This window comes from Streptomyces spiralis (assembly GCF_014654675.1).
Lineage (GTDB): Bacteria > Actinomycetota > Actinomycetes > Streptomycetales > Streptomycetaceae > Streptomyces > Streptomyces spiralis.
Map to the genome: position 1 here is coordinate 56,226 of NZ_BNBC01000026.1, position 22,293 is coordinate 78,518.

Below are 22,293 nucleotides of genomic sequence, written 5' to 3' on the forward strand. Positions count from 1 at the left end.
CGGGGGTCGGACCCAGAAGAGCCGTAATCGCTAGGAGTTACCGCCTGTGATACCGAGATGGCCGGCGCCGCGTACGCGCCGTACCCCGCGAGCGAGAAGGGCAGCGGCCGTCACCGCCGCCGCCCTCGCCGCCGCTCTGATCCAGCCACTGGCGGCCGGGGCCGCCACCCCGCCGGCACCCCCCTCGGACGCGGCGCTCGCCGCCCAGCCCGCCCGGCACGACGACACCCGCGAGCAGTTCTACTTCGTCATGCCGGACCGTTTCGCCAACGGGGACAGGTCCAACGACAAGGGCGGACTGACCGGTTCCCGGCTCGCCACCGGCTACGACCCCACCGACAAGGGCTTCTACCAGGGCGGCGACCTCAAGGGCCTGACCGACCGGCTCGACTACATCAAGGGCCTGGGCACCACCGCCATCTGGCTGGCCCCCATCTTCAAGAACCAGCCCGTGCAGGGCACCGGCAAGGACGCCTCGGCCGGCTACCACGGCTACTGGATCACCGACTTCACCCAGGTCGACCCGCACTTCGGCACCAACAAGGACCTGGCCGGCCTCATCTCCAAGGCGCACGCCAAGGGCATGAAGGTCTTCTTCGACGTCATCACCAACCACACGGCCGACGTCGTCGACTACGAGGGCCAGTCCCACCAGTACCTCTCCAAGGGCGCCTTCCCCTATCTGACCAAGGACGGCCGGCCCTTCGACGACGCCGACTACGCGGCCGGCGGCCGCAAGTTCCCCGCCGTCGACGGCTCGTCCTTCCCGTACACGCCGACCGTCCCCGCCGCGAAGAAGGACCTCAAGGTCCCGTCGTGGCTCAACGACCCGACGATGTACCACAACCGCGGCGACTCCACCTACGCCGGAGAGAACGCCACCTACGGCGACTTCTCCGGCCTCGACGACCTGTGGACCGAGCGTCCCGAGGTCGTCAGCGGCATGGAGAAGATCTACGAGCGCTGGGTGCGGGACTTCGGCGTCGACGGCTTCCGCATCGACACCGTCAAGCACGTGAACATGGAGTTCTGGACCCAGTGGGCGACCGCGCTCGACAAGTACGCCGCCCAGCACGGCCGTAGGAACTTCTTCATGTTCGGCGAGGTCTACTCCGCCGACACCTCCGTCACGGCCCCCTACGTCACCCAGGGCCGCCTCGACGCCACCCTCGACTTCCCCTTCCAGGACGCGGCCCGCGCCTACGCCTCCCAGGGCGGCAGCGCGAAGAAGCTCGCGAGCGTCTTCGGCGACGACTACAAGTACTCGACCGACAAGGCCAACGCCTACGAGCAGGTCACCTTCCTCGGCAACCACGACATGGGCCGCATCGGGTCCTTCCTGGAGCAGGACAACCCGAAGGCGAGCGACGCCGAGGTCCTCAAGAAGGACGAGCTGGCCAACGAGCTGATGTTCCTCAGCCGTGGCAACCCCGTCGTCTACTACGGCGACGAGCAGGGCTTCACCGGCTCCGGCGGCGACAAGGACGCCCGCCAGACCATGTTCGCCTCCAAGGTCGCCGACTACCTCGACGACGACGAGATCGGCACCGACCGCACCCACGCGAGCGACTCCTACGACACCGGCGCGCCGCTGTACCGGCAGATCGCCGAGCTGGCGAAGCTGCGCAAGGACAACCCGGCCCTCACCGACGGCGTCCAGACCGAGCGGTACGCGGCGGACGGCGCCGGTGTCTACGCCTTCACCCGCACGGACGCGAAGACCGGCGCCGAGTACGTCGTCGCCCTCAACAACGCCGACGAGGACCGGAGCGCCGCCTTCGCCACCGGCTCCGCCGACATGGCGTACCAGGGGATCTACGGCACCAAGGCCACCGTGACCTCCGACGCCGACCGCAAGGTCACCGTCACCGTCCCGGCCGGGTCCGCCGTCGTCCTCAAGGCGGCCGGCCGGCTCCAGGCCCCCGCCACCAAGCCGGCGATCACCCTGACCGCCCCCGCGGCCGGCGCCACCGGCACCGTCGACCTGAGCGCCGACGTCACCGGCGGGCAGCTGAACCGGGTGGTCTTCGCCGCCCAGGTGGGCGACGGGCCCTGGAAGGTCCTCGGCTCCGCCGACCACGCCCCCTACAAGGTCACCCAGGCCCTCGACAGGACCGTGCCGGCCGGCACCGCCCTGCGCTACAAGGCGGTCGTCGTCGACTCGGCCGGGCGCACGGCGAGCACCACCGCGGCCTCCGCCACCGGCACCCCGCCGGCCCCCGAGGTCCCCACCGCCTCCTCCCGCGACTACGCGATCGTCCACTACAAGCGCGCCGACGGCGACTACGCGGACTGGGGTCTGTACGCCTGGGGCGACCTCGCCGACGGCGAGGCGACCACCTGGCCCGCAAGCCACCCCTTCACCGGCCGCGACGCCTACGGCGCCTTCGCCTACGTCAAGCTGAAGCCGGGCGCCTCGAACGTCGGCTTCCTGGTGATCGACAAGGACGGGAACAAGGACGTCTCCGCCGACCGGTCCATCGACGTCACCAGGACGGGCGAGGTCTGGGTCGAGCAGGGCAAGGAGGCCGTGCAGACCACACGACCCGCCGACTACCCCGCGCAGGACACCACCAAGGCCGTCCTCCACTACCACCGCGCCGACGGGAACTACGACGGCTGGGGCCTGCACGTGTGGACCGGCGCCGCGAACCCCACCGACTGGTCGAAACCCCTCCAGCCGGTCAAGACTGACTCCTATGGCGCGGTTTTCGAGGTACCGCTCACCGACGGTGCCACCAGCCTCAGCTACATCCTGCACAAGGGCGACGAGAAGGACCTGCCCACCGACCAGTCCCTGGACCTCACGGCGGCGAACGGCCACGAGGTGTGGCTGGTGAGCGGGCAGGACAAGCCGCTGCTGCCGCAGCCCACGGGCAGCGCCGGCGCCCTGGACCTGTCCATGTCCAAGGCGGTCTGGATCGACCGGGACACCGTCGCGTGGAACGGCGCCGACGGCGCCGCCTCCACCCAGCTGCTGTACTCCGCCGACGGCTCGATCACCGTCAAGGACGGGGCCCTGACCAGCGACGACGAGCGCTGGCTGCGGCTGGAGAAGACCACGCTCACGGACGCGCAGAAGGCGAAGTTCCCGCATCTGAAGGACTACACCGCCTGGTCCGTCGACCCGCGCGACCGCGACCGGGTGCGGCAGGCCCTGCGCGGCCAGGTCGTCGCCTCCCAGCGGGCCGGAAACGGGGCCGTGCTCGCGGCGACGGGCGTCCAGCTCGCAGGCGTGCTCGACGACCTCTACTCGAGCAGCGCCACCAAGGCGCAGCTCGGACCCGTCTTCCACCACGGCCGGCCCACCCTGAGCGTGTGGGCGCCGACCGCGCAGAGCGTGGCCCTGGAGCTGGACGGCCGCGGCGTCGCCATGCACCGCGACGACGCCACCGGCGTCTGGTCCGTCACCGGCCCGGCGTCCTGGAAGGGCAAGCCCTACCGGTACGTCGTGAAGGTGTGGGCGCCGAGCGTCCGCCAGGTCGTCACCAACAAGGTCACCGACCCCTACTCGGTTGCCCTCACCGCGAACAGCGAGCGCAGCCTCGTCGCCGACCTCGACGACCACGCGCTGGCCCCGAGCGGCTGGTCGCACCTGGCCAAGCCGAAGGCCGTACCGCTGCGCGACGCCCAGATCCAGGAGCTGCACATCCGCGACTTCTCGGTCGCCGACACGACGGTCCCGGCCAAGGACCAGGGCACCTACCTGGCCTTCACCGACAAGGACAGCGACGGCTCGAAGCATCTGCGGGACCTGGCGAAGGCGGGCACGTCCTACGTCCACCTGCTGCCGGCCTTCGACATCGCCACCATCCCGGAGAAGAAGGCCGACCAGGCGGTCCCGGACTGCGACCTCGCCTCCTACCCGGCCGACTCCGAGCAGCAGCAGGCGTGCGTGGCGAAGACCGCCGCGAAGGACGCCTACAACTGGGGCTACGACCCGTACCACTACACGGTCCCCGAGGGCTCCTACGCCACCGACCCGGACGGCACGGCCCGCACCGTGCAGTTCCGCAGGATGGTGCAGGCGCTCAACCAGGACGGGCTGAGGGTCGTCATGGACGTCGTCTACAACCACACGGCGGCCAGCGGCCAGGCGGACACCTCCGTCCTCGACAAGATCGTGCCCGGCTACTACCAGCGGCTTCTCGCCGACGGCTCGGTGGCCAACAGCACCTGCTGCTCCAACACCGCGCCGGAGAACGCGATGATGGGCAAGCTGGTCGTGGACTCGATCGTCACCTGGGCCAAGGAGTACAAGGTCGACGGGTTCCGCTTCGACCTCATGGGCCACCACCCCAAGGCCAACATCCTGGCGGTGAGGAAGGCCCTGGACGCGCTGACCCCGGAGAAGGACGGCGTGGACGGCAAGAAGATCATCCTGTACGGGGAGGGCTGGAACTTCGGCGAGGTCGCGAACGACGCACGGTTCGTGCAGGCCACGCAGCAGAACATGGCCGGCACCGGCATCGCGACGTTCTCCGACCGGGCCCGTGACGCGGTGCGCGGCGGCAGCCCCTTCGACTCGGACCCGGGCATCCAGGGCTTCGCGTCCGGGCTGTACACCGACCCGAACTCCTCCACCGCCAACGGCACCGAGGACGAGCAGAAGGCCCGGCTGCTGCACTACCAGGACCTGATCAAGGTGGGCCTGACCGGCAACCTCGCCAAGTACCACTTCACGGACACCGACGGCAAGGAGGTCACCGGCGCGGAGATCGACTACAACGGCTCGCCCGCCGGCTACGCGGACGCGCCCGGCGACGCCCTCGCCTACGTCGACGCGCACGACAACGAGTCCCTGTTCGACGCGCTGACCTACAAGCTGCCCGCCTCGACGAGCGCCGCCGACCGGGCCCGGATGCAGGTCCTGGCCATGGCGACGGCGACGCTCTCGCAGGGCCCGGCGCTCTCCCAGGCCGGCACCGACCTGCTGCGCTCGAAGTCGCTGGACCGCAACTCCTTCGACAGTGGCGACTGGTTCAACGCGATCCACTGGAACTGCGCGGACGGCAACGGCTTCGGGCGTGGGCTGCCCATGGCCGCCGACAACAAGGACAAGTGGCCGTATGCCAAGCCGCTGCTGACCTCGGTGAAGGTGGGCTGCCCCCAGATCGAGGGCTCCTCGGCCGCCTACCAGGACCTGTTGCGGATCCGTACGGCGGAGCAGGCCTTCTCGCTGGGCACGACGGCGCAGGTGCAGTCGCGGCTGTCCTTCCCCCTGTCGGGGAAGGACGAGACCCCGGGCGTGATCACCATGAGCCTCGGTGACCTCGTCGTGGTGTTCAACGCGACGCCCGAGCGGCAGGAGCAGCGCGTCGCCACGCTCGCCGGGGAGCACTACCGGCTGCACCCGGTGCAGGCCTCGGGCGCGGACCCGGTGGTGAAGACCTCGTCGTACACGGCGGCGACCGGCACGTTCAGCGTTCCGGCCCGTACGGTCGCGGTGTTCAGGAACTAGGCTGAGGACCAGGTTGCCGTAGAAACAGGAGTGCGCCCATGCCGCAGATCACCGTCGACTACTCCGAGCAGCTGGCGGACGCCTTCGACCGCCGTGCCTTCGCGCAGGAGCTGCATGCCCGGACGGTCGAGATCGCGGCCGCCAAGCCCCCGGCGTGCAAGACGCAGTTCCGCCGGACCGAGGACACCACCGTCGGCCCGGACACCGGGGGTCACGCGATCGTGCACGTCAGCATCGGCCTGCTGGCCGGGCGCACCGAGGAGACCAAGGCGCGCCTGACGGAGGCCGTCCTCGAGGTGCTGCGCGCGCATGTGAAGCCGGTCGAGGGACTGGCGCTGCACGCGTCGGCCGAGGTGCGCGAGCTCGACCCGTCCTACCGGAAGTTCGACGCCTAGGACCCGTGCGCTAGGAAGCAAGTGCGACGAGCCGGCCGACCAGGTCCCCGAAGGGGCCGTCGGCCGGCTCTTCCTTGAGGACCGGGCCGATCAGGGCGGCCATCTCCTCGTCGTAGGCGGCGCTGACCGATGCCAGCGCGGCGAAGTCGTGCACGAGCTGGAGCTCCAGTTCGGCGCGCGGGATGCGCCGGCCGTCCAGCCAGATCAGCGCCGTCGACTCGACCAGCGAGATCCACGAGCGGACGACCAGTTCCAGTCGCGGGGGCGCCTCGGTGACACGCAGGTGCGCGAGAATCTGCTCGTACGCCGCCTGTCGCACGGAGTCGATCAGGGCGTTGGTCGCGGAGACGTGGTCCCTTGAGCGGACCCCGTCCGCGGGGACCGCCGGGCCACCGCGCATCAGCGCCGAGAAACCGGGTCCGTGCTCGTCCACGAAGTCGAAGAACCGGTGCATCACGCGCAGCAGCCGCGCCCCCAGCGGACCCTCGTGCGGTTCCGCGAACCGGGCCGCCAGATCGTCCGACGCCCGCCTCAACGCCGCCTCGTACAGGCTGAGTTTGCCGGGGAAGTAGTGGTAGACCAGCGGGCGCGATATGCCCGCGGCCGACGCGATCTCGTCGATGGAGACGTCGTCGGGCGAGCGCTGGCTGAACAGTTCGAGGGCGACGCCGATCAACTGCTGCCGCCGCTCCTCGACTCCCATTCTGCGGCGAACCCCGGTGCTCATGCGAACACCCTACCGATCGGATCCGGCCGCGAACCGGCCGGATCGGTCCCCTGGTTCACAGGCATCCGTCGCAGAACCCTGTGCGTGCTTGTGCCTTAACGGAGCACGCCGAGCGTTCGGCCGTCGGCCAGCGTGCCCTTCAGGTCCGCCCGTGCGCCCTGCCCGGCGCGTACGGCGAGCAGATTGCCCCGGCCGGCGGCGCGCACCCCGCCCGACGCGCTGATCGACGTGGTGGCCTTGTCGCCCGCCGCGAGCAGGTACCAGGAGCCCGCCGGTGACTTCCACAGCACACCGGCCAGCACATGCGGGTCGCGGGCACCGCACGCGGGCACGTCCTCGGCCTTCGCCGCGACCGCGCCGTACTTCCCGCCCGGCGCACGGAACTGGGCCAGCACCCGGGGATCCGCGCCCCGCCAGGTCTCGGCCCGCGTGCACACCCACACGGCCGGACCGCTCGCGTCGGGCAGCGGCTGCTCGGCGTACCGCCAGGCGTTGACCGACCGCACGCCCTGCCCGCGCACCGCGCCCAGCGAGCAGGCGAACGGCGCCCAGGCGGTCAGCGCCGCCGCACCCGACGCCTCGTGCGGGGCGGCCGGACGGCCCGTGGTGAGGTGGGCGGGGACCAGTTCGCCCAGGTCGCTCAGGACGTGCGTGCCGCCGTCGCCGGCGAGCTGGAGCACGTTCCACCGGGTGCAGGCAACCGTCTGCTGGGCCGGACTGGCCAACGGGCCGGTGACGCCGTCCGTCAGACCCAGGTCCACCGGAGCGGCCGTCGACCGCATCAGGTCCCGCCGGGTCGCCTTCGTCACCCAGGGCGCCGTCAGATAGCGGACGTTGCCGTCGGGGCGGTCCAGGACCACGGCGGACGCCTCCGCGCCGGTGGCGCCGTCGACACGGGCGAAGTCCAGGGCGGCCCCGGCCGTGGACTGCTTCGGCTCGGCGTAGCGGACGATGCGCAGCCCGTCGTAGAGGATCACCACGTGCGCGTTGTCGACATCGCCGGCGTAGAGCAGCTGCGGCGGCCCGGCGGGGCCGCCCGAGGCGGTGCCCGGGGTGGCCGAGACATGGACGGACCCGCCGGGCCGGGCCCACACGGCGAGGGCCCGGCGCAACAGCGCCGTGTCACCGGTCAGGTCACCGCGCGCGGGCCACACGGAGAAGTCCAGGCGGGCCGCGGTCCGCCAGGCGGAGGGCGCCGCCCTGGTCAGCTTGGCCGGGTCGAGGGCGGCCTCGGCGGACGGGTTCTGGGCGTAGGCGGGCGCGGCTGCGCCGTCCGGGCCCCAGCCGCCGCCGGGCAGCGCGACCAGCGCACCGCACACGGCGAGCGCCGCCGCGGCGGCGAGCGCGGCCTTGGTGTGCTGCCTGCGCCGCACCAGGTCGGTCGGCCGGGCCTGGAGGGAGCAGGGGTCGAACTCGGGGGAGTCCAGCAGCGCGTACTGCTCGGGCACCCGCTCGGCCTGGCGCAGCGCTGCCCCAGGGTCGGCCACACCCGCTGCCGACAGCACCTGGCCCACGGCGGCGTCCGGCAGCCGTTCCAGGCCGCGCAGCACGTAGGCGGCGCGGGCCGGGCCGGACAGCGCCGCGAGCCTCTGGTCCAGAGCCAGTTCGTCGGCGCCGCCCGAACGCGGGAACAGCCTCAGCCCCCACACCTGGGGGAGCAGCGGGGGCAGCTGGCCGCGCCGGGGCCACCGACCGCGCCTGCGCGGCCGGTCCGCCTCCAGTGCCGTCCGCACCACCGCCACCCGCAGGAAGGCATAGCCCGGGTCGGTGTCGCGGCCGCCCGGCTGGGCGGGGATCGCGGACGCGGCGGCCCGGCCGCGGGGCAGCGCGCGCTGGGTGAGCGAGTGCGCGGTCAGGACACGGCGGTTGCGGCCGAGGCCCGGCGGCAGCACCAGATAGGCGAGCCGGACGAGCCGCGGGTAGTGCTCGACGAGCGCGGCCTCGGCCTGCTCGACGTCGACGACCGGCTCGGAGGAGGAGGGGCGCGGGGCGACATCCTGTGACTGCACGTTCAGCAGAACGAGCGAATCGTTGAATGGTCACCGCCAGACGAGTGACTCAGCCCTCCGGACTCACCAGCAGACGGGCGTAGTTCGCCATGGAACGCTGGTAACGCGGCAGGTGGGGCGCGAGGGCGCCCAGGACGAGCGACAGGCCCTCGCGGTCGCGGCCGAGACTGGACAGGCACAGGGCGAGGCAGGCCCGCACCGCGTCGTCCAACTCGTCCGAGGGGGCGTCCAGTTCGGGCGTGAGCAGCTTGACGCCCTCCTCCGGCTGCCCGGTGTTCCGCAGGGAGCTGGCCAGCTGGATCTTCGTCCGCCGGCCCCGGTAGCCGTCGAGGCCGCGGGCCAGCGCCTCCCGGTACAGCGGCACGGCCCGGTCCGAGTGTCCGGTGGAGTCCCAGGCGCACGCCTGCTCGAACGGGCCGACGGGGCTGTCCGACGGCAGTTCGGCCACGAGCGCGTCGATCACCGCCCGGAACGCGGGCGCCTCGCTCTCGGAGTAGTCGTCGAAACGGGCCCATGCGGCGGCCACGCGGTCTTCCCAGTCCTGGTTCACCGGCCCACCTTCGCACACACGTGCCCCCGCGGCCATGGGATTTGAGTGCTGTGCGCGGCACAGCCGTATCGAAGGGCGGGGCCCGCGCCGGGGCCCTCCGCGGCATGCTCGGGCTGTGTGCCGCCGCAAGGGACCGCCGGAAGCGGAGGAACAGATGAGGGTGACCCGACCGATGCTCGCGGCGGCCGGTGCCGTGGCGGCAGTGGCGCTGGCGGGCTGCGGCTCCGGTGGCGACGCGGCCGCGAAGGTGCCGCCGGTGGCGACCGGCAGCCTGGAGAGCCTGGCCGCCGAGGTGAAGTGCAAGCCGGACATCCAGACCGACGCCGACACCATCCGGCAGGCGATCTGCACCACCTCCACCGGCAGGTTCGTCCTCGCCACCTTCTCCACCGACCGCGGTCAGCGCGAGTGGATCAACGAGGCCAAGGACTACGGCGGCTACTACCTCGTCGGCCGCAAGTGGGTCGCGGTCGGCGACGACGGCGTGGTCCGGACGCTGCGCGGCACCCTCGGCGGTGACGTGGAGATCGGCACCGACCACCACGCGCACGCCGGCCACGGCGGCTGAGCCCCGGAACACGCGGAAGGCCGGCGGCGGGATCCCCCTCCGCCGCCGGCCTTCTCGCCTCTGCTTCCGTCACGGGTGTGCGGTTGTCAGCACCTGCGCCCGGAGTTGATGCAGTTGGCGATCTTGTTCGCCAGGTTGTTGGTCGTGACGCTGATGAAGTCGTCGTGGTCGGTGATCGGCTTGTGCAGCTGCTCCGGGAAGCCGTCGACCGCGTAGGCGTTCTTCACCGTGCCGTCCGCCTGTGCGACCGGCTGCGGCACGTCGTACACCAGGCGCATCGTGAGCTGTGGGATCGCCTTGAAGCCGTTCTGGCAGTTGCCGCCCGCGTCGGCGAAGGCCACGTGCGTGCGGTGGTTGGCCGAGTCGATGTTCTGGCCGTCCCAGCAGCTCTGGAAGGCGAACGTCCGGACCACCTGGCTGCCCTGCGGGCAGATCGGGTACTTGTCCGTCAGCTGGACCTTGTTCTCGAAGCCGGTGCAGCTCCAGTGCGCGTTGGCGTTCGCGGGGCCGTTGGTGAAGGCCTTGGCGTCGCCGGTGATGATGCGCAGGAACTGCGGCATCGCGACGACCTTGCCGGTCGGGGAGCCGACGTACTTGATCTGCGCCGACCGCGGCGTCAGGATCTTGCCGACGTTGCCTTCCTTGCCGCCGCCGTCGGCGTTCTGGTCGAAGTCCTGCGAGCCGTCCTGCACGCGCACCACCGGCCAGTAGTACGCCGACAGGTCGTTCTTGTTCTGGCAGCTGGTGCCGCCCTGCAGGAACGTGTCGTTGCTGGAGAACGCGTTGACCTTCTGGTTGCCGACGTAGTCGTGCAGGTGGTGCGCGCCGTTGGTCACGCCGGGCGCCACGATCACGTTGTCGGTGTTGTGGTTCTTGTTGGCGTTCACACCGCAGCGGGTGGTGAAGGTGCCCGTCGAGGCGTTGCCGGTCTTCCGGGGCTTGGCCGGGACGTTGGGCTGGACCTTCGTGATGTCGACGAAGTCGCCCGCGGAGGGGCCGTTGCCGGCCTGGCCGCCGTTGTTGGCCTGCTGGCCGTTGCCACCGCCCTGCTGGCCGCCCTCGCCGCTTTGGCCGCCGTTCTGGCCGCCCCCGTTCTGCTGCTGGCCGCCGCCCTGCTGGCCACCGCCGTTCTGCTGCTGGCCGCCGGTGTTCTGGCCGTCGCCGCCCTGCTGGCCGCCGCTGTTCTGCTGGCCGTTGCCGACGGGGGTGCCGGTACACGCGGTGAGATCGTCCAGGCCGCCGGGGGCACGGCCGCCCGCGCGGTTGATCTCCAGCACGATCCGGTCGACGATCACCTTCCGGCGGTCCTTCAGCGGCCCCAGGATGGTGTTCTGGACGAAACTCGCGTCCCTGGCCTGGGCGTCCCGGGTGGTCGCCAGGCGCTGGTACGCCTCGGTGATCTGGCGGTCGAGGTTGGCCAGCTCGCCGTCGACCTCGCCTCGGGCCTGCCGGGGCACGTCGGAGAGCTTCTGGCCGACGTCCGGGCAGGAGATCGTCGCGACCTGGGCGCTCGCTGCCTTCGTCCGGTCGCCCCACGCGTCGTTGTGCGACTCGTGCGCGGATGCGTAGAAGTTCGCCCAGATCAGCCCGCCCCCACCGAGCGCTAGGGCCGCCGATGCGGCTATGGCCTTGGTGGCCAGCGGCGTGCGGCGTTTTCGTGTGTTGCGTCCCATGGAACTCCTCTGACTTCCTTGCGGGGCAGCATCGAGGCGCCCGACAGGAGTGAAGCGGCTCCCTTCCATACGGATGCCGTCGCAGAGGTGTTCAGCCGACGCACGAATTGCTTCCGGTCCCACCGGACATCAGCCGCATCAACTGGCCTTTTGCGATGTGGAGTTGTCCTCGACTCGCGCGCGATGGTCAGCTGTCGCGGTCGGGAGAGGGGTCGTGCCCGGGGTCGCGGTCGGGGTCGGGACCGGACAGATCGGACCGCGCCCCGGCCCCCAGGACCTTGGCCTCCACCTCCGGGTCCAGGCCGACCGGGGGCCGGTCCGGACGTTGCGGGGCGGAGCCACCGAGCTCCCGCAGCCAGCCCCAGGTGTCGGCGACCGTCTCCGCGACCGGACGGCAGCGCAGGCCCGTCGCCACGGCCCGGGAGACGTCCGCGCCGTGCAGGGCGTCGTGCGCCTCACTGCCCGGGGGCACCCACACGGGCAGCTGGGTCCATGGCTCGATGCCCGCCGCGAGGACGGCCCGCGGATCGGTCCAGCGCAGTTCGGCGTCGGCGCCGGTCACCCCTACGCACGCGTCGAGCAGTGAACCCATGGTGGCGTGCCCCTGCGGGCTCATCAGGTTGTACGGCCCGCTCAGCTCCCGCTCCACCGCCCCGAGGATCCATTCGGAGAGGTCGCGGACGTCGACGTACTGAAGGGGCAGGTCCCGCGGGCCGGGCGCCAGCACGGGACCGCCCCGGGCGATCCGGTCCAGCCACCAGGGCAGCCGCCCGATGTTCTCGTACGGCCCGAGGATCAGCCCGGAACGCACCAGCAGCGCACGGTCGGAGCCGAAGGCGTCGGTCGCCGCCAGCTCGCCGCCCAGCTTGTCGCGGGCGTAGTCCGTTCCGTCCGCGTCCGGGTCGGCGCCCTCGACCAGGGGGGCCTCCTCGGTGTAACCGGCGGGCGGGGCCCAGGCGTAGACGGAGCAGCTCGACACGTACACGTACCGGCCGGCCCGGTCCCGCAGCAGCCGCGCCGCGTCCCGGACCGGGCGGGGCGCGGCCGACCAGGTGTCCACGACCGCGTCCCACTCGCCGTCCTCGCCGTCGTGCGCGGCCAGTGCGGCGAGCCCGTCGGGCGCGGTGCGGTCGCCGATCAGGGACCGCACCCCGGGGACCGGCGTCCGCCGTCCCCGGTTCAGGACCGTCACATCCCAGCCGCGCCCGACCGCCGCCTCGACGACGGCCCGTCCCGCGAAGTCCGAACCACCCAGCACCAGAAGTCTCATACCGGTGACTGTGCCCGGTCCGGCGGCGGGAGGGAACGGGGATCTGCCGTCAGCAGATGCGATGTCAGCGCCCGAGGGGAGGGGCGTACTTGTAGCCGACCCGGCGCACCGTCTGGATCGTCCCGCGGTGCTCGGCACCCAGCTTGCGGCGGAGCCGGGCGATGTGGACGTCCACGGTGCGGCCGTCGCCCACATGGCCGTAGCCCCAGACGGTGGTGACCAGCTGGTCGCGGGTGTGCACCCGGTGCGGGTGCGCGACCAGGTGGGCGAGCAGCTCGAACTCCAGGTAGGTGAGGTCGAGTTGCCGGCCCGCGACACCGGCGGTGCGCCGCACGGTGTCGATCCGCACCAGCGGCTCGGCGCCCGCCTCCGGGGAGGGCTCCGGGTCCGCCTCCGCCGGTTCCGGCACCGCGACCGGCAGGAACGGCGGCTGCTGGTCCGCCGGGACCAGCACCAGGTAGCCGACCATCGGCGGCCGGCCGGGCAGGGTGGGCAGGGTGTGCTGCGGGGCGGGCAGCCAGGTGCTGCCCGGCGGCAGGATGTCCGCGACGTCGGCCACCTCGTCCCGGTCGACGGCGCGCAGCCGGTGCCGGGCGGGGGCGGTGAGCGGGGAGGCAGGGGAGAGGGAACGGGAGGCGGAGGAGAGGGAACGAGTGGTCGCCATGAGAGGTCAGCTCTTTCGCGCGAGGAGTTCGTCGGGCGGGACGGCGGCCGCGAGTTCGTGGTCGGGCGCGCCGAGGGACGTACGTCGTTTCGCGCTGGCCGAAGGCCGGGGTGTACGGCTTTAGAGGGCCCGCGCGTTCAGCGCGCGGCGACACACCCGGTCGAAGTCGTGATGCTGACGGGAAGGCCAGAAGGGCTCGAGGTCATGGCGACCTGTCGCGGTGTGCTTCTGGATGCTGGCCATGGCTCCATTGAAGCAGACACCGCGCACGGACAGGACCCGTCTCTCACTGACTGGACGCTTCCTGACACGAAGTCGGCCCGGCACGGCTCAGCCGGTCAGGCGTTTGTGCCAGGTCAGGGGCGTGACGGTGATGGCCCGGCCCGGATCGCCGTCCCACTCCGTGGACAGCCCCGCCGCTTCCAGGGCCGTGACGACCTCGCGTCCGACGGCCGCCGTGGTCTCCTCGGAGCCGTCGAACCCGCCGTAGTGCAGCGTCAGGCCGTGGCCCTCGGCGGCGGCGCGGGTGGACTGGTGGTGGGAGAACACGAAACCCCGGGCACTGTCCGGGTCCGTCACCTCACCGCCGATCTCCGCCACGCCGCAGCCGCGGCAGCAGGTGAAGTCCTCCCGGGCGACGATGCCGGCCCGCTCCAGCGCGGCGAAGGCCTCCTCCAGGCGGTCGGGGTCGGTGGGGCCGTCCCAGCTCTCCTGCTCGGTGACCCGCTCCACCCACAGCCGCTCGACGATCTCCGTGGCCTGCGCGGTGGAGACGGTGTCCTCCATCAGGTAGACGGTCTCCTCGACAAGACGCCGGATGCCCAGATAGCCGTCGGCGAGCATCTCCCGCACATGGCCCTCGGCCCGCGCGGCGACCTCCGGGTCGAGCGGGGGAACCTCCTCACGCGGCCCCGGCTGTACGGGCTCCCAGTCCACGTCGGCGTCCCAGCCGGGTTCCTGCCGCGCCCAGCCGGTCAGCAGCCGGGCCACCCGCTCGGGGTCCGTGAGCTCGGCGCCGAAGAACGCGTCGGCGCCGCGCCGGTGTTCCAGCCGCCAGTCCCCGCCCGCCTCGCGCCACACCTGCGCGAACACATGCGGCAGGTCCGGTATGCGCTGCAGCACCAGGAAACGGTCGCCGGCATCCCCGATCCGCAGCACCAGCTCCCGCAACTCGCCGGCCGAAAGGCGCGTGCGGACACGGTCGTCCTCCGTCCTGACCGTGACGGTCAGGCCCCCGTCGATCTCCATGCCCCCACTGTGCCACCCGCCACCGACAACGTGAGGGGCGCCCACCTCGACGGTGGGCGCCCCTCACGGAAGACGTGCGGTGGATCAGACCTGGCCGGCCTTCTCCAGCGCGGTGCAGCAGGTGTCGACCAGCAGGCGCGTCACGACGTACGGGTCGACGTTGGCGTTCGGACGGCGGTCCTCGATGTAGCCCTTGCCGTCCTTCTCGACCTGCCAGGGGATGCGGACGGAGGCGCCGCGGTCGGAGACGCCGTAGGAGTACTTGTCCCACGGGGCGGTCTCGTGCAGGCCGGTGAGGCGGTCGTCGATGCCGGCGCCGTAGTTCTTGACGTGGTCCAGCGGCTTGGAGCCCTCGCCGAGCGACTCGCACGCGGTGATGATCGCGTCGTAGCCCTCGCGCATCGCCCTGGTGGAGAAGTTGGTGTGCGCGCCGGCGCCGTTCCAGTCGCCCTTGACCGGCTTGGGGTCGAGGGTGGCGGACACGCCGAAGTCCTCGGCGGTGCGGTAGAGCAGCCAGCGGGCCACCCACAGCTGGTCGGCGACCACCAGCGGGGACAGCGGGCCGACCTGGAACTCCCACTGGCCCGGCATGACCTCGGCGTTGATGCCGGAGATGCCCAGGCCCGCCTTCAGGCAGTTGTCCAGGTGCTTCTCGACGATCTCGCGGCCGAAGATCTCGTCGGCGCCGACGCCGCAGTAGTAGCCGCCCTGGGGGGCCGGGAAGCCGCCCTCGGGGAAGCCCAGCGGGCGGGAGCCGTTGAAGAAGGTGTACTCCTGCTCGATGCCGAAGATCGGCTCCTGGGCGGCGAACCGCCCGGCCACCTCGGCGAGCGCGGAGCGGGTGTTGGAGACGTGCGGGGTGAGGTCGATGTTCAGGACCTCGCACAGCACGAGGATGTCGTCGCCGCCGCGGATCGGGTCGGGGCAGGAGAAGACCGGCTTGAGCACGAGGTCCGAGGAGTGCCCCTCGGCCTGGTTGGTGGAGGACCCGTCGAAGCCCCACAGCGGCAGCTCGCCGCCCTTGGCGTCGTCGCTGAGGATCTTCGTCTTGGAGCGCAGCTTGGCCGTCGGCGCGGTGCCGTCGATCCAGATGTACTCAGCCTTGAAGCTCACGGGCCACGTCCTTCGGGGTGTCACTCGGGCGCACTTGCGGGTGCTGCGTCGCTGCGGCACCGGAGCGCCGCCGTTGATGCCCGCAGCCTGTCAACACGCGATTTCCCGGCCGTTGCCCGAGTGTGAACCCCGTGTTACCTGGGGCCGCTGTGTCACGTATCACGTGGTGAGCGCCCGGCCGGCGGGGCGGAGGACCGGCTGGGGGACGGGGCGGGGGACTGCTCCGCCGCGGCGGCCTGCCGTACCCCGCCGAGAAAGCCCCGGATCGCGGCCAGTTGATGGTCGTCGTAGCCGCGCAGCAGCTCCACCGACCGCTCGATCAGCGGTCCGAAGAAGGACCGGCCCAGTTCGACTGCGCCTTCCTCCACCTCGACGACGACCTTGCGCCGGTCGGCCGCCCCGCGCACCCGGCGCACATGGCCGGCCCCCTCCAGGCGGTCGAGCAGCGCCGTCGTCCCGGCCGAGTTGAGCCCGAGCGCGGCCCCCAGCCGCCCGGCGGTCATCTCCTCGCCCGCCCGCCGGGCGTCCATGAGCGCGATCAGGGCGCGGACGTCCGTCGCGTGCATGCGGTTGCGGCTCGCGAACCGGGCGCTGTGCAGGCCGAGTTCGACGGCGACGGCGCGCAGCAGATGGACGATCTCCATCTCCGGCCGCGTGTCCGGCTGTGCTGCCGGCTCGGATCCCGGCTCGGTTTCCGGTGCCACGAGGAGACCTCCCGCGCTATTGTCTCGTTCAGCGAATATCTCGCTCGACGAGATAATAGGGGGGTCGTCCTGTGGCCGGATACGACAGCGGTGCCTTCCATGCCGCGTACGACAAGGTGCTGGCCAAATGGCCGGCGGACCGGGAGGCGCTGACGGTCGCCACGCCCTTCGGCGACACCCGCGTCAACTCCTGCGGCCCACGCGAAGCGCCCCCGCTGCTCCTGCTGCCGGGCGGCGGCGGGGCGACCTCCGTCTCCTGGTACGCCCAGGCCGCCGACCTCGCCCGCACCCGCCGGGTGCACGCCGTCGACCTGGTCGGCGCACCCGGACTGAGCGCCCCGGCCGACGACCGCCACCCCCGTACGGTCGCCGACCTGGCGGTCTGGCTCGACGCGGTCCTCGACCGCCTCGGAGCCCGCCGGGTGGATCTCGGCGGGCACTCCTACGGCGGCTGGATCGCCCTGCACTACGCGCTGCACGCCCCCGGCCGGGTACGCCGCCTGTTCCTCCTCGATCCGACGCAGTGCTTCGCCGGATTCGAGGCGGCGTACCTGCTGCACGCGCTGCCCATGCTGCTGCGGCCCTCGCCGCGCCGTGTCCGCGCCTTCCTGGAGTGGGAGACCGGCCCGGTGCCGCTGGACCCGGACTGGCGCCGGCTTCAGGAGGCGGCCGCGGGCTTCCCCGCCGCCAGGCCGGTGACCCGCCCGCGCCCGGAACCGGGGGCGCTCCGCGCCCTGGAGGTGCCGGTCCTGCTGCTCCTGGCCGGGAGCAGCAGGACCCACAACAGCCACCGGATGGCGGCCAGGGCGGGCGCGGTGCTGCCGCGCGTGGAGACCGACGTACTGCCGGACGTCTCGCACCACGCGCTGCCGCAGGCCGCGCCGGCCGGGCTGGGCCGCCGCCTCACCGGTTTCCTGGAGGCGGGCTGAGCGTCACCCGCTCATCCGTTCACCCACTCATCCGATGGCCTGGTGATCTGGTGGCCCTCAGCCCACCTTCTCGATCCGTGCGTGCCGGATGAGGAACTTGCCCGGCTCGCGGACCTGTTCGAAGGCGGCGTTGTTGAGCAGGACGCAACTACCGGACACAGACGTGACCTTCACCGTCGTCGACTTGTTGTTGTCCAGGTTGGTGACCTTCAGCGTCGTACCCGCCGGGAACTGGTTGCTGGACGCCGCCGGGGCACCGCCCTCGCCGGAGAGTGTGACGGTGGAGCCCTGGCAGACCTGCTGCCCGGAGGCAGCGGCCCCGGCGCCGGAGTTTCCCGCCGCACCGGTCTGCGAGGGCTGCGCGGCCTGTCCGCCGCCCGTGGCCTGCTGACCGCCGCCGGCCTGTTGGCCGCCCTGCTGCCCGTTCTGCGCCTGCTGGCCGTTCTGCGCCTGCTGGCCGTTCTGTGCCTGCCGGCCGGTCTGGGAGTCCTGAGCCGACTCCCCAACCGTGCAGCCGGACGCGGCCTGCTTGCGCTTGATCTCCTCGATGACCGCCTGGCGGTTGGCGATCCGGGCCTCGGACTGGGCGTCCGGATTGGCCTTCTGCCCGTCGATGAACTTCTGGTTGTTGCCGAGGGCGGTGGCGAGTCCCTGGCAGACGGTCGAGTCCCCGGCGGACAGGGTGCGCGGGCTCTGCGGCTGTGCGGCGTTGGACGTGGCCGCCAGCGCGAAGGCCCCGCCTCCCGCCACCGCCGCGGCGCCGACCAGCAGCGCGACCTTCTTCTTCGTACTGAGAGTTCTCCTGCGCGACATGCGCGCCTCCTGAAGAGGTAGGGGAGCGTACGCCGCTATGTACGAGATGCCGAACGAGGTTACTCAGCAGTTGCGGGAGTCGGTTGAAGTAACGTGCGTCACAAGGAAGGTGACGGAAACCGAAGGAAGCTGAAGGCGGCTCAGCTCTTCCGGCCGAGCGCATCGCGCACCGCGTCCTCCGTCCGCGCCACCACCGCGGTGCCGTCGTCGGCCGTGATGATGGGACGCTGGATCAGCTTCGGGTGCGTGGCCAGCGCGCCGATCCAGCGGTCGCGCGCACCGGCGTCCCGCGGCCACTCCTTCAGGCCGAGCTCCTTGGCGTCGGCCTCCTGGGTGCGGGTGATGTCCCACGGCTCCAGCCCGAGCCGGTCGAGCACCGCCCGGATCTCGTCCTCGGTGGGTACCTCCTCCAGATAGCGGCGGACGGTGTAGTCGGCGCCCTCGGCGTCGAGCAGGCTGATCGCGCTGCGGCACTTCGAACAGGCCGGGTTGATCCAGATCTCCATGGGGCCACGGTACGCGAAAACTCGTCTTCCGCCTGCGTCACACCAGCCTCGACAGCCTTGTGGCCAGGGGGTTTTGTCAGTGGTCGGCAGTAGAATAGAAGCAGTGTTCGAGGGTGTCGCCGGGGTCGCCGTGGTCCCCGGTGGAGCACCCCCACGCGACAGGAGGATGCCTGTGCCCGCTGCCGCACTGAAGCCGAAGCCGTTGCCGACCCAGTCCACCGCGAAGCGTCCCGTCCTGCTCGACCTGCCGTACGCCCCCGTGGAGAAGCGGCCGTTGCCGGCCGGGCGCCCGCGGGACTGGTACGTCACGCACAACCGCCGTCTGAAGGCCATGCGGCTCGCCATCGCGCTGCTCGACTCCGGTGTCTATCTGCCGGGTCAGGCGCGCGACGAGACGATACGGAGCACGGCCGAACTCATCGGCGTGCACCCGCCGTCGGACACCACCTGCCGCATGGTGCGGGCCCTCATGCGCTACTCCCGCTGAGCCCGCCGCCGGCCGGCCCGGGCACTCACCCGGACCGGCCGGCGAACCCGCCTACGCCGCCAGCTCCTTCTCCAGCGGTGTGCGGAAACGCGGCGTCACTCTGGTCGGGCCGAGCAGATCCTGGAGGAGGCGGGCCTGCTCGGTGACGGCCGGCTCCGCCTCCCGGCCCGCGTTCTCCAGGTCCAGCAGGCGCCAGGTGATCTCGCCGTCGGGGCGCTGGGCCCAGCCGCCGACCACCCGGCCGTTCCACCACACCGTGGGCCCGACGTTGCCGCTGCGGTCGAAGAGCGCGGGCCGCAGCTCCGGTGCGAGATACCAGTCGCGCTGCTGCCAGCCCATCGCCGTCGGGTCGAGAGCGGGCAGCAGGGCCGCCCACGGTTCCCGCGGGGCCGCCACCGGACCGGTGTCGCCGGCGACCACGTACCCCGTGCCCTCGTCGAGGGACACCTCCTGCGCGCCCATCGCCGCCAGCGCACGCCGCACCTCCGTCACCCGCCAGCCCGTCCACCACTTCAGGTCGGCCTCGGTCGCCGGGCCGCAGGCCGCCAGCCAGCGGCGCAGCAGATCGGTCTGGGCGTCCGCGACGTCCAGCTCGGGATGCGCGGGCGCGAGCGCCCAGCGGAACTGCGTGGACGTCCAGGAGCCGAGCGGCCGGCCGCGTACGACCTTGCCCTCGACCCCCAGCAGGCGCAGGAGCCGGGACGACACCGTGTGCACGCCCTCGTAGCTCTTGCCCGGCGCGTAGGCGAACTGCTCCCGCAGCCGCGGCTCGTCCTCGGCGAGCTCGGCCGCCGTGGCCTGACCGCGCCGGGCCAGGGCCGCCAGCGCCGACTCCTCGACCTCCTTCAGCCAGGCCGCGTCCGGCGCGCCCGCCGCCGCCATGTCCTTGATCAGCTGCGAGCGGGCGCGGGCGGCGACGGCGATACCGGTCGAGGCGTGCACCACGGCGGTCAGCTCCGCCGGGAACACGAAGACCGTGTGCCGCATGCCGTGCATCCGCACCAGCGTGCGGTCCTCGTACAGCGCCCGCTCCGTCCGCGGCACCGCCTCCACCGGATCGGCCAGGCGTGCGGCCACCCCCAGGTACACCGTCGCCGGGTCCGTGCCGTGCAGTGCCACCAGGGACGTCGCGACCTCCTCCGGACCGGCCGCCCGTGCTCCGGCGGCCAGCCGGTGCCGCAGCGCCAGCCTGGCCCGTCGCTCGGCGACGTCGACGTACCGATGCGGTTGCCCCATGCGCCCTCCACCCGTCGTCCCGCTCGTACGGGCAGCATCCTCGCCGATCCCACTGACAACCGGCCGGGAGAGGGTCACAGGCCCGGGGCGCCCCAGAGCGGGAACCAGCGGCTGAGGTCCTGTTCGACACGCAGGTCGTTCGCGAGGGTCGCCTTCAGCTGGAGCTCCAGGGCGTTGTCCCGCTGGTGCGGGCGGTCGGGCAGCGGGGCGAAGGGGTAGAAGGTGCCCCGTTTGTAGAGGTAGACCAGCGCGAGACGGCGGCCGGTGCCGCCGGCCGCCTCGCCGTCGGCGAAGCCGACCAGGGAGCACAGCAACTGGGGCCCGAAGCCGTTGACCTCCATCGCGCTGTTCACCGCGTGGAGGTCGTTGACGAGCTCCGGCAGCTGGTCCGGGGCGCGGCGGGAGACCAGCCAGGAGTAGCCGTAGGCGTCCTTGGACAGCTCCACCGGCGGGCCCGTGCGGTCGGTGTCCGCGTCGAGCAGCGCCTGCACCTCGCGGTGCGTCTGCTCGAACGCCGCGCCCTCGACCGTGGCGAAGCACACCGCGCCCTGCCCGGTCGGCCTCAGGCCCGCCGCGGCCTCCAGCGTCACCGCCGCCGACGGCAGCCCGAACAGCTGGTCCAGGTCCGGCGGAGCCGGTTTCGTACGGCCGAGCAGGATGTCCAGGAGCCCCATCCTCAGCCCGCCCTCCCCGGCGTCGCGGCCTCGCCCAGCTCGGCGGAGATCCGTCCCAGCTGCTCCAGCCGCTGCTCCAGGCTCGGGTGGGTGGAGAAGAGCCGGGAGATGCCGGGCTCGGAGCCCAGCGCCGGGGTGAAGTAGAAGGCGTTGAAGGCCTGGGCGGTGCGCAGGTCCTCCGACGGGATCCGGGCGATGTCACCCGTGACCTTGGTGAGCGCGGAGGCCAGCGCGGAGGGCCGCCCGGTCAGCAGGGCCGCCGCCCGGTCCGCGGCCAGCTCCCGGTACCGGGACAGCGCCCTGATCAGCAGGAAGCTGATCGCGTACACGGCCGCGGAGACGCCCATGACCATGGCGAACACGGCCAGCGTGTTCTGGTCCTTGCGGCCCCGCCCGCCGAAGAGCTCCGAGTAGAACGCGAACCGCACGACCAGTCCCGCGACCACGCCGAGGAAGGACGCGACGGTGATCACGGCGACGTCCTTGTGCGCCACGTGCGACAGCTCGTGCGCCAGCACGCCCTCCAGCTCGGCGGGCTCCAGCCGCCGCAGCAGCCCGGTCGTCACGCACACCACCGCGTTGTCCGGGTTGCGCCCCGTGGCGAACGCGTTGGGCATGTCCAGGTTGGACACGGCCACCACCGGCTTGGGCATGTCGGCGATGGCGCACAACCGGTCCACGACCGCGTGCAGCTCGGGATACTCCTCCCGCTCCACCACCCGGCCGTGCATCGCGAACAGCGCGATCCGGTCGGAGAACCAGTACTGGGCGCCGAGCGCGACCGCCGCGATCACCACGACCAGCACCCAGGACTTCAGCAGCACGATCAGTGCGGCCACGAACGCCACGTACAGCAGCCCGAGCAGAAACAGCGTGACCCCCATGCGCACGGTCAGCCGTCGGTCGCTCCGGAAGCGGCTCTGCATCTTGCATCACCCCGCAGTCAGGCACTCGTCCCGCCATCCAGTGTGCACCTGAGACCCGTCATGAACGGGTCCTGAACGCCTCCAGCAGAGGCAAAGGACCCTGTGAGCCGGCGGGTGCACGGCCGGTGCGAGCGCGGCGTCAGCGGTCGAGCCCGGCCTCCCACGCGCGCCGCTTCAGCACGTGGTCGCTGAAGAGACGACGGGCCCGCTCCAGCAGCTCGCCCACCTCCGCCGCCCCGAGCGGCACCTAGGGGGTGTCTCGTCGATCATGCCGGGCTCGCGGCGCCTGGTGCCGCACCTCGCGGCGTTGTCGTCGGTCGCCGATGCTCCGCATCGACTC

19 protein-coding genes are annotated in these 22,293 nt (G+C 72.1%); 5 read left to right on the top strand and 14 right to left on the bottom strand.

Going from position 1 to position 22,293, the window contains the following annotated elements; genetic code table 11:
• The first annotated feature begins 46 nt into the window (after positions 1–46).
• Together pulA and IE318_RS25180 are read left to right on the top strand one after the other, a co-directional pair.
• Entirely contained in the window at positions 47–5,461 is a 5,415-nt protein-coding gene (gene pulA / locus IE318_RS25175; protein WP_189903898.1) for a pullulanase-type alpha-1,6-glucosidase, read from the top strand.
• A 38-nt stretch (positions 5,462–5,499) separates the two neighbouring features.
• On the top strand, positions 5,500–5,856 hold the full coding sequence (locus tag IE318_RS25180) for a 5-carboxymethyl-2-hydroxymuconate Delta-isomerase (RefSeq protein WP_189903900.1): 357 nt from the start codon (positions 5,500–5,502) through the stop codon (positions 5,854–5,856).
• A gap of 10 nt (positions 5,857–5,866) precedes the next feature.
• Here IE318_RS25180 and IE318_RS25185 read toward each other — a convergent pair whose 3' ends face one another.
• From IE318_RS25185 to IE318_RS25195, 3 genes are all read right to left on the bottom strand, one after another.
• Entirely contained in the window at positions 5,867–6,583 is a 717-nt protein-coding gene (locus tag IE318_RS25185) for a TetR/AcrR family transcriptional regulator (protein WP_229903733.1), read from the bottom strand.
• A 95-nt stretch (positions 6,584–6,678) separates the two neighbouring features.
• Positions 6,679–8,592 carry a hypothetical protein gene (locus IE318_RS25190; RefSeq protein WP_189903902.1) on the bottom strand — a complete coding sequence of 638 codons (1,914 nt, stop codon included), beginning with the start codon at positions 8,590–8,592 and terminating at the stop codon, positions 6,679–6,681.
• A gap of 49 nt (positions 8,593–8,641) precedes the next feature.
• Complete coding sequence (locus IE318_RS25195) at positions 8,642–9,178, bottom strand: tetratricopeptide repeat protein (RefSeq protein WP_189903904.1); 537 nt, start codon at positions 9,176–9,178, stop codon at positions 8,642–8,644.
• Between the two features lie 118 nt (positions 9,179–9,296).
• Here IE318_RS25195 and IE318_RS25200 point away from each other — a divergent pair, with 118 nt between their 5' ends.
• On the top strand, positions 9,297–9,710 hold the full coding sequence (locus IE318_RS25200) for a hypothetical protein (RefSeq protein WP_189903906.1): 414 nt from the start codon (positions 9,297–9,299) through the stop codon (positions 9,708–9,710).
• A gap of 86 nt (positions 9,711–9,796) precedes the next feature.
• Here IE318_RS25200 and IE318_RS25205 read toward each other — a convergent pair whose 3' ends face one another.
• The 6 genes from IE318_RS25205 to IE318_RS25230 all read right to left on the bottom strand — a co-directional run bounded on the left by IE318_RS25205 (position 9,797) and on the right by IE318_RS25230 (position 16,322).
• Positions 9,797–11,383 (bottom strand): DUF1996 domain-containing protein, encoded by a 1,587-nt coding sequence (locus IE318_RS25205; protein WP_189903908.1) that lies wholly within the window; start codon positions 11,381–11,383, stop codon positions 9,797–9,799.
• A 187-nt stretch (positions 11,384–11,570) separates the two neighbouring features.
• Positions 11,571–12,653 carry an SDR family oxidoreductase gene (locus IE318_RS25210; RefSeq protein ID WP_189903910.1) on the bottom strand — a complete coding sequence of 361 codons (1,083 nt, stop codon included), beginning with the start codon at positions 12,651–12,653 and terminating at the stop codon, positions 11,571–11,573.
• A 64-nt stretch (positions 12,654–12,717) separates the two neighbouring features.
• Positions 12,718–13,317 (bottom strand): winged helix-turn-helix domain-containing protein, encoded by a 600-nt coding sequence (locus IE318_RS25215; protein ID WP_189903912.1) that lies wholly within the window; start codon positions 13,315–13,317, stop codon positions 12,718–12,720.
• Between the two features lie 330 nt (positions 13,318–13,647).
• Positions 13,648–14,565, bottom strand: a complete 918-nt coding sequence (locus IE318_RS25220) for a DUF6891 domain-containing protein (RefSeq protein ID WP_189903915.1) — start codon at positions 14,563–14,565, stop codon at positions 13,648–13,650.
• Positions 14,566–14,649: 84 nt separating this feature from the next.
• A complete protein-coding gene (glnII, locus tag IE318_RS25225; protein WP_030169375.1) occupies positions 14,650–15,678 on the bottom strand; it encodes a glutamine synthetase in 1,029 nt (342 codons plus the stop codon).
• 152 nt (positions 15,679–15,830) lie between these two features.
• Positions 15,831–16,322, bottom strand: coding sequence for a MarR family winged helix-turn-helix transcriptional regulator (locus IE318_RS25230; RefSeq protein WP_189904006.1), 492 nt, complete (start codon positions 16,320–16,322; stop codon positions 15,831–15,833).
• A gap of 131 nt (positions 16,323–16,453) precedes the next feature.
• Between IE318_RS25230 and IE318_RS25235 the strand changes: the two genes are divergently transcribed.
• Positions 16,454–17,311 carry an alpha/beta fold hydrolase gene (locus IE318_RS25235; protein ID WP_189903917.1) on the top strand — a complete coding sequence of 286 codons (858 nt, stop codon included), beginning with the start codon at positions 16,454–16,456 and terminating at the stop codon, positions 17,309–17,311.
• Between the two features lie 57 nt (positions 17,312–17,368).
• On the opposite strand, the gene IE318_RS25240 is transcribed toward IE318_RS25235, so the two are convergent.
• Positions 17,369–18,124, bottom strand: a complete 756-nt coding sequence (locus IE318_RS25240) for an SCO2207 family protein (protein ID WP_189903919.1) — start codon at positions 18,122–18,124, stop codon at positions 17,369–17,371.
• Between the two features lie 140 nt (positions 18,125–18,264).
• The gene (locus tag IE318_RS25245) at positions 18,265–18,630 is read right to left on the bottom strand and encodes an arsenate reductase family protein (RefSeq protein WP_189903921.1); all 366 of its coding nucleotides are present in this window, start codon (positions 18,628–18,630) and stop codon (positions 18,265–18,267) included.
• Between the two features lie 172 nt (positions 18,631–18,802).
• Between IE318_RS25245 and IE318_RS25250 the strand changes: the two genes are divergently transcribed.
• Complete coding sequence (locus tag IE318_RS25250; RefSeq protein WP_030169361.1) at positions 18,803–19,117, top strand: hypothetical protein; 315 nt, start codon at positions 18,803–18,805, stop codon at positions 19,115–19,117.
• A gap of 51 nt (positions 19,118–19,168) precedes the next feature.
• Here IE318_RS25250 and IE318_RS25255 read toward each other — a convergent pair whose 3' ends face one another.
• The 3 genes from IE318_RS25255 to htpX all read right to left on the bottom strand — a co-directional run bounded on the left by IE318_RS25255 (position 19,169) and on the right by htpX (position 21,953).
• Entirely contained in the window at positions 19,169–20,353 is a 1,185-nt protein-coding gene (locus IE318_RS25255) for a winged helix DNA-binding domain-containing protein (RefSeq protein ID WP_189903923.1), read from the bottom strand.
• A 74-nt stretch (positions 20,354–20,427) separates the two neighbouring features.
• A complete protein-coding gene (gene pspAB, locus IE318_RS25260; RefSeq protein ID WP_189903925.1) occupies positions 20,428–21,027 on the bottom strand; it encodes a PspA-associated protein PspAB in 600 nt (199 codons plus the stop codon).
• Between the two features lie 2 nt (positions 21,028–21,029).
• A complete protein-coding gene (gene htpX / locus IE318_RS25265) occupies positions 21,030–21,953 on the bottom strand; it encodes a zinc metalloprotease HtpX (protein ID WP_189903927.1) in 924 nt (307 codons plus the stop codon).
• Positions 21,954–22,293 lie beyond the last annotated feature (340 nt).